Genomic DNA, 5,906 nt, shown 5'->3' on the forward strand with positions numbered 1-5,906 from the left:
CCTCTGGTTAATGAGTATTTTGAAACAATTGAAGAACTAGAAGAAATTCTGATAACTCGTTGTCAGTATCTCGAAACAATGACTAATGAAATTAAAAACTTGACTAACTATCATTGGCTAACTTATGACTGATTGTTATCATCTTTTTAAAACAGGATTTAGTATAAAACCCTACACCCTACACCCCACACCCTGACTCCAGCAAGAGACTTTTTCAGCAAACCATATTTAAGTGGGAAAAAGCTCTTTTATGTAGTCTGTGATACTGTTTTTGGGATTGAGATCGTATAGGGTCAAAGAAATTGCTTCTAGGGTTCCGATTTAAGCGTCTTTAAATGTCAGGTCCGAGAGGAGCAAGCTAGTCTTAAATGAGCGGATCAAAAAATTTTCCATCTAAGCTGGCTACACGGCGGGATAAAAGCCCGGGAGACTTTGAGGATAACTGTTTTGAGGCAGTGTCTTTGAAGACTCCCGGGTTATTGTATTTTGAGGTGAAATGATGTCCGAGGAATCTACTTTTCAACCCCCGCATTTAACTGAAGCTCAACAGGCCTTAGAAAAAGAACGCCATTTGCCCCTAACCGGTTGGCAACAGGAAGTTTCTCAGGGGTTAACCTACGGTTTAGAGGCGGCCGATAGTATCCGCGATCGCAGTATTCCCACCTTTTCCAGGGGTGAGTTACCCCACTATGCGGGAATTAATACTTTTATGAAGGCTCCCTATTTGGAAGATGTGCGGAATGTGGGCAATTATGACGTGGCAATCGTGGGTGTTCCCCATGATTCGGGGACAACTTACCGACCCGGAACTCGTTTTGGACCCCAGGGAATTCGGCGGATTTCGGCTCTTTATACGCCCTACAATTTTGAATTAGGGGTAGATTTGCGCGAACAAATTACGCTCTGTGATTTGGGGGATATTTTCACCATTCCTGCTAATAATGAAAAGTCCTTTGATCAAATCTCTAAGGGGGTTGCCCATGTCTTTAGTTCCGGTGCCTTGCCGATTATTTTAGGGGGTGATCATTCCATTGGTTTTCCGACAGTGCGGGGTATTTGTCGGCATTTAGGGGATAAAAAAGTCGGTATTATTCACTTTGATCGCCATGTGGATACCCAGGAAACGGATTTAGATGAACGGATGCACACTTGCCCCTGGTTTCATGCCACCAATATGAAAAATGCTCCTGCTAAGAATCTCGTCCAATTAGGGATTGGTGGTTGGCAAGTTCCCCGTCAAGGTGTTAAAGTTTGCCGCGAGCGCGCCACTAATATTTTGACCGTCACCGACATTGTAGAACGAGGCATTGATGCTGCCGCCGAATTTGCCTTAGAACGAGCTTTAGATGGTACGGATTGCGTTTGGATTAGTTTTGATATTGATTGCATTGATGCCGGTTTTGTCCCCGGTACAGGTTGGCCAGAACCGGGCGGTTTATTACCCCGTGAAGCCTTAGCTTTATTAGGTAAAATTATCCAAAAAGCTCCCATTTGTGGTATGGAAGTGGTGGAAGTTTCCCCTCCCTACGATATTAGTGATATGACCTCTTTGATGGCTACCCGTGTTATTTGTGATGCCATGGCCCATCTGGTTATTTCAGGTCAATTACCCCGTAAAGAAAAGCCTTATTATATTCATCCTGAAGCCAATCTGGCCGTTGACGAACCCTGGCAGTAATTTCCTATGCACGAAACTGATATGACCAAGGCGTTAATTATGACAGTTCGAGATTGGTATAATAGCCAACCTGAAAAGCTCAAAATTGAAAAAATTCATCTCATGGTTGGTGAATTTACCTGTGTCGAACCGGTCAGTTTACAATTTGCCTTTGAAGTTCAAACTGCCAATACTTTTCTTGCTGGTGTGGAATTAGCAATTAAAAATATTCCCCTAATTGCTTATTGTCATTGCTGCCAAAAGGATTATCAACCCCAAATTGGCCAGCAATATTCTTGCCCAACTTGTCGATCACCGATGGAGGATATTCGTTCAGGTCGAGAGTTAAAAATTGACCACATTGAATATTCTTTAGTTTCTTAAACAAAGTTGGGCGATCGCTTATACAAGTTCGATGATCAATTATTCATTCTCAATTAAAATGCACCAAACTTTTGACGCGGCCCTAGAAATTAATCTACTTCATGCCAATCAAGCAGGAGCCGATCACAACCGGGAACATTTTGACGAGTGGGGCATTACCTGTTTAAACTTGATGAGCAGTCCTGGTGCGGGTAAAACTGTGTTATTGGAAAAAACCCTCGCAGCCTTAAAAGATCAATTAAAAATAGCTGTTATTGAAGGTGATATGACTACAGAACTAGATGCAGAGCGCCTGAGACAATATGGAGTTCCTGTGATTGCCATTAATACAGGTCGCTCCTGTCACTTAGATTCCAAAATGGTAGCCGGGGGAATCCATCGTTTAAAAGAAGATTATAACCCCAAAGAGTTTGATTTATTGTTGGTGGAAAATGTGGGAAATTTAGTTTGTCCTGCCGAATTTGAGGTAGGGGAACACGCAAAAGTTGCTCTATTAAGTCTGACTGAAGGAGAAGATAAACCGCTCAAATATCCAATTATGTTTCAAGAAGCAGATTGTCTGATTATTACTAAATTAGATCTGGCTCCTTATTTAGAGATTGATTTAAACCGTTTAGAAGCAAATGTTCGCTCCATGAATCCCGATGTAAAGATTATCGCTCTTTCTGCTCAAACAGGAGAAGGTTTAGAAGAATGGTTAAATTGGGTAAAAAGCCAAGTCAATACCGCGAGGTTCTTGAATTGTTAATCAGTAACAGTTTTTGAGATTTATTTCTGTTTTACTAGCTGTCACCTCTAAAGGCTATTACCTATGAAACGGCGCAATTTTTTCTCCTTACCTCTCGTTTTTTTTAGTAGCTTACTCCTGACCATTAGTTGTAATCAAGCTCCTCAGCAAACCCCCAATGCAAGTACTTCTCTGAGTAACACTGTCCCCATTGTCATCGGTTATAGTAACTGGGCCGGTTGGTGGCCATGGGCGATCGCTGAAGAAGAGGGATTATTTGCTAAAAATGGGGCTAATGTTCAAATGAAATGGTTTGATGGTTATCTTGAATCCTTGCAAGCTTTGGCCGCCGGACAATTAGATGGAAATAGTCAAACTCTCAACGATACCATCGCTTTTGCAGGAGATGCAGTGAATGGTCAAGTTGCTGTTTTAGTCAATGATAACTCGTCGGGAAATGACAAAATTATTGTCACAGAAGAGATTAAAACGATTCAAGATTTAAAAGGCAAAAAAGTGGCTGTCGAAGAAGGCGTTGTCGGTGATTTTCTCCTCAGTTTAGCCCTAGAAAAAGAAGGAATGAGCCGTAAAGATGTGCAAATTGTACCCATGGAAACAGGGGCTGCTGCCGCCGCTTTTGCATCGGGAAAAGTAGATGCAGTTGGTGCGTTTCCACCTTTTTGGTCAACAGCACTTAAACGAAAAGGTTCTAAAGAATTAATTAGTTCTAAAGCTTTTTCTGGTGCTATTCCTGATTTATTAGTTGTCAGTGCCAAATTAATCAAAGAAAAGCCAGAACAGGTTCAAGCTTTGGTAAAAACATGGTTTGATGTTCGAGAGTTTATGACTAAAAATCCCCAAAAAGCCGATGAGATTATGGCCAAGCGTGCGGGCATTAGCCCAGAAGAATTAGCCCTATATAAAGAGGGAACGAATTTTTTCACCTTAGAAGAAAACCTAGAAGCGTTTAGTCCTGGTAAAACCATGAAAAATATGCCCTTTGCCGCTCAAAAAATGGCTGATTTTATGAGGGAAGTTGGCTTTATTAAAAAAGTCCCCGATCTAACAACCATTTTAGATCCCCAATTTGTCAAGGTGTTGGCAAGTCAAGACAAAAAAGCCTAATTATCCCCTCTTGTAGATCGAGAAATTAAAGGTTCCAATTCTCTATCTATAAGAGGGATTAGGGAGACAAGTTGACCTCAAGAATTTTTTGATAAGTACCTAAGCAAAATTAATTACACATATCTAACTACCTCTTGCATGAGTGCCTCTTGCATGAGTGCCTATCCTAACCAAGAAATTAATTTTGCACGACTACTTAACTGGGTGATATTGGCTATCAAAATTATTCTTTTCTTTTAAAAATCCCATGACCACAACACCTAAAACGCTTCCTCAAAGCACTTTTTGGCGGATTACCGAGGATATTCCCGAATCCCTAAAGTGGACTTTAATGATTTCCTCTATTATTGTCCCGCTTATTTTATGGTTACTAATCTCTAGTTTTGCGGGCATTGAATCCGTATTTTTGCCTTCTCCTTTAGCCGTTATTCAAGCACTAGGAAAATTAGCAGAACAGGGCTTTTTAATTCAAGATACTATTACCAGTTTTTTACGAGTAGTTGGTGGCTTTTTTTTGGGAGGATTGTTTGCTATTCCCCTGGGGATTTTAATGGGAACTTTTCCGAGTATTCGTAGTTTAATGGAACCGATTATTGGCGTTGTACGTTATATGCCCGCTCCTGCTTTTATTCCCCTATTGGTTATTTATTTGGGTATTGGAGAAACGTCAAAGATCATGCTCATTTTTATCGGGACAATTTTCTTTAATACTCTGATGATTATGGATGCGGTCAAGTTTATTCCCCGGGAATTGATCGAAGTAACTTATACTCTTGGAGGAACTCGAAAACAGGTTTTATTTAAAGTGATTACTCCCTATATTATTCCTAATGTTATCGATACTTTTCGTGTTAATATGGCGGCTGCCTGGAATTTGGTAGTGGTGGCGGAATTGGTGGCGGCCGATAATGGGTTAGGCAAACGCATTTTATTGGCTCAAAAATTTCTGAGAACTGATGAAATTTTTGCCTGTTTAATTGTACTAGGAATTATTGGCTTTGCTCTAGATTTAAGTTTTCGTTTGTTTTTGCAGTGGACTTGTAAATGGTCAATTACTCGTTAACTTAAAAACTCAAGCACAGAGTTTATTATGTCACCAGTAAAGTTATTTTAATGATAAGAGAAGAACCTTAATGCACTTAGAAATTACTCAACTCAATAAAATTTTCATCACTAAACGAGGTGCTGTGGTCGCTCTGAAAGATATTAATTTACACGTTGACAGTGCTGAATTTGTCTGTGCGGTCGGGGCCTCTGGTTCGGGAAAATCAACTTTGTTGCGAATGATTGCGGGTTTAGAGCAGCCCACTTCTGGCAAAATTACCGTTGATGGTGTTGAAGTGACAGGGCCAGGAGCCGATCGCGGTATGGTTTTTCAAAATTATACACTCTATCCCTGGATGACGATCCAAAAAAATGTTGAATTTGGCTTAAAACTACAGGGATTATCGACAAAAGAATGCTGGGAAGTGGCCTGTTATTATCTGGATATTGTGGGTTTAACTCAATTCGCTAATGCTTACCCTAGAGAACTATCGGGTGGGATGAAACAACGGGTGGCGATCGCCCGCTCTCTTGCCTGTCATCCCAAAGTCTTATTAATGGACGAACCCTTTGCAGCTTTAGATGTACAAACCAAAGAAAGAATGCACGAATATTTAATTGAAATTTGGCAAAAAATTAGGTGTAGTATTTTAATGATTACCCATGATGTGGATGAAGCGGTTTTTTTAGCTCAACGTATTTATGTTTTGAGTGCTAGGCCAGGGACTATACAACGGGAATTAACAATTAATTTACCCGTAGATCGTAATTATAAAATTAAACGACAATCTCAGTTTTATGACTATACGGATGAAATTTACGGCCTACTAGGCTCTTCTGGTTTTCGTGTGTTAATTTTTGTTATGAATTAAAGCAAGCAAACAGCTTAAGTCGAAGATGTTCAAAATTGGTAAATCCATAACTTATTCTTTTAATAAGCTTTATTTTGGTATTCATTCCCTCAATTAA

7 protein-coding genes and 1 riboswitch are annotated in these 5,906 nt (G+C 40.1%); of the genes, 6 read left to right on the forward strand and 1 reads right to left on the reverse strand.

Features of this window, described 5'->3' with window-relative positions:
• Window positions 1-297 precede the first annotated feature (297 nt).
• Window positions 298-431, forward strand: a riboswitch (guanidine-I (ykkC/yxkD leader).
• Window positions 432-499: 68 nt separating this feature from the next.
• The 6 genes from IM322_RS05485 (at window position 500) to IM322_RS05510 (ending at window position 5,809) form a co-directional block, all read left to right on the forward strand.
• Entirely contained in the window at window positions 500-1,678 is a 1,179-nt protein-coding gene (locus IM322_RS05485; RefSeq protein WP_110579669.1) for an agmatinase family protein, read from the forward strand.
• Between the two features lie 6 nt (window positions 1,679-1,684).
• A complete protein-coding gene (gene hypA, locus IM322_RS05490; protein WP_287078632.1) occupies window positions 1,685-2,041 on the forward strand; it encodes a hydrogenase maturation nickel metallochaperone HypA in 357 nt (118 codons plus the stop codon).
• Window positions 2,042-2,099: 58 nt separating this feature from the next.
• Window positions 2,100-2,789 (forward strand): hydrogenase nickel incorporation protein HypB, encoded by a 690-nt coding sequence (hypB, locus tag IM322_RS05495; protein ID WP_287675558.1) that lies wholly within the window; start codon window positions 2,100-2,102, stop codon window positions 2,787-2,789.
• A gap of 63 nt (window positions 2,790-2,852) precedes the next feature.
• Window positions 2,853-3,893, forward strand: coding sequence for an ABC transporter substrate-binding protein (locus IM322_RS05500; RefSeq protein ID WP_287675559.1), 1,041 nt, complete (start codon window positions 2,853-2,855; stop codon window positions 3,891-3,893).
• Window positions 3,894-4,140: 247 nt separating this feature from the next.
• The gene (locus IM322_RS05505; protein ID WP_287675560.1) at window positions 4,141-4,956 is read left to right on the forward strand and encodes an ABC transporter permease; all 816 of its coding nucleotides are present in this window, start codon (window positions 4,141-4,143) and stop codon (window positions 4,954-4,956) included.
• A gap of 70 nt (window positions 4,957-5,026) precedes the next feature.
• Window positions 5,027-5,809, forward strand: coding sequence for an ABC transporter ATP-binding protein (locus IM322_RS05510; protein WP_287675561.1), 783 nt, complete (start codon window positions 5,027-5,029; stop codon window positions 5,807-5,809).
• On the opposite strand, the gene IM322_RS05515 is transcribed toward IM322_RS05510, so the two are convergent.
• The coding region (locus IM322_RS05515) for a transposase (protein ID WP_287672724.1) at window positions 5,799-5,906 on the reverse strand (108 nt) is incomplete at its 5' end. The genes IM322_RS05510 and IM322_RS05515 overlap by 11 nt on opposite strands.

The sequence above is a fragment of the Microcystis sp. M109S1 genome (genome assembly GCF_020247025.1).
Lineage (GTDB): Bacteria > Cyanobacteriota > Cyanobacteriia > Cyanobacteriales > Microcystaceae > Microcystis.

What these genes read in the sequence shown, in the direction of transcription:
- IM322_RS05485 (WP_110579669.1), top strand. Translation starts at nt 500, where the DNA reads ATGTCCGAGGAATCTACTTTTCAACCCCCGCATTTAACTGAAGCTCAA.
- hypA (WP_287078632.1), top strand. Translation starts at nt 1,685, where the DNA reads ATGCACGAAACTGATATGACCAAGGCGTTAATTATGACAGTTCGAGAT.
- hypB (WP_287675558.1), top strand. Translation starts at nt 2,100, where the DNA reads ATGCACCAAACTTTTGACGCGGCCCTAGAAATTAATCTACTTCATGCC.
- IM322_RS05500 (WP_287675559.1), top strand. Translation starts at nt 2,853, where the DNA reads ATGAAACGGCGCAATTTTTTCTCCTTACCTCTCGTTTTTTTTAGTAGC.
- IM322_RS05505 (WP_287675560.1), top strand. Translation starts at nt 4,141, where the DNA reads ATGACCACAACACCTAAAACGCTTCCTCAAAGCACTTTTTGGCGGATT.
- IM322_RS05510 (WP_287675561.1), top strand. Translation starts at nt 5,027, where the DNA reads ATGCACTTAGAAATTACTCAACTCAATAAAATTTTCATCACTAAACGA.